This window comes from Escherichia sp. WS3063 (assembly GCF_046486595.1).
GTDB lineage: Bacteria > Pseudomonadota > Gammaproteobacteria > Enterobacterales > Enterobacteriaceae > Escherichia > Escherichia coli.
In genome coordinates this window covers 1-751 of the sequence record NZ_JBJQKY010000082.1, presented here as the reverse complement: position 1 = coordinate 751, position 751 = coordinate 1, and the positions used below count along the sequence as shown (strand labels likewise).

The window sequence follows — 751 nt, the reverse complement described above, 5'->3', positions numbered from 1 at the left end:
GTAAACGATGTCGACTTGGAGGTTGTGCCCTTGAGGCGTGGCTTCCGGAGCTAACGCGTTAAGTCGACCGCCTGGGGAGTACGGCCGCAAGGTTAAAACTCAAATGAATTGACGGGGGCCCGCACAAGCGGTGGAGCATGTGGTTTAATTCGATGCAACGCGAAGAACCTTACCTGGTCTTGACATCCACAGAACTTTCCAGAGATGGATTGGTGCCTTCGGGAACTGTGAGACAGGTGCTGCATGGCTGTCGTCAGCTCGTGTTGTGAAATGTTGGGTTAAGTCCCGCAACGAGCGCAACCCTTATCCTTTGTTGCCAGCGGTCCGGCCGGGAACTCAAAGGAGACTGCCAGTGATAAACTGGAGGAAGGTGGGGATGACGTCAAGTCATCATGGCCCTTACGACCAGGGCTACACACGTGCTACAATGGCGCATACAAAGAGAAGCGACCTCGCGAGAGCAAGCGGACCTCATAAAGTGCGTCGTAGTCCGGATTGGAGTCTGCAACTCGACTCCATGAAGTCGGAATCGCTAGTAATCGTGGATCAGAATGCCACGGTGAATACGTTCCCGGGCCTTGTACACACCGCCCGTCACACCATGGGAGTGGGTTGCAAAAGAAGTAGGTAGCTTAACCTTCGGGAGGGCGCTTACCACTTTGTGATTCATGACTGGGGTGAAGTCGTAACAAGGTAACCGTAGGGGAACCTGCGGTTGGATCACCTCCTTACCTTAAAGAAGCGTACTTTG

At 53.7% G+C, this 751-nt stretch carries 1 rRNA gene; it reads left to right on the top strand.

Going from position 1 to position 751, the window contains the following annotated elements:
• Positions 1-731: ribosomal RNA gene (locus tag ACJHYW_RS25275) — 16S ribosomal RNA — on the top strand; the annotation flags it as partial.
• Between the last annotated feature and the right edge of the window lie 20 nt (positions 732-751).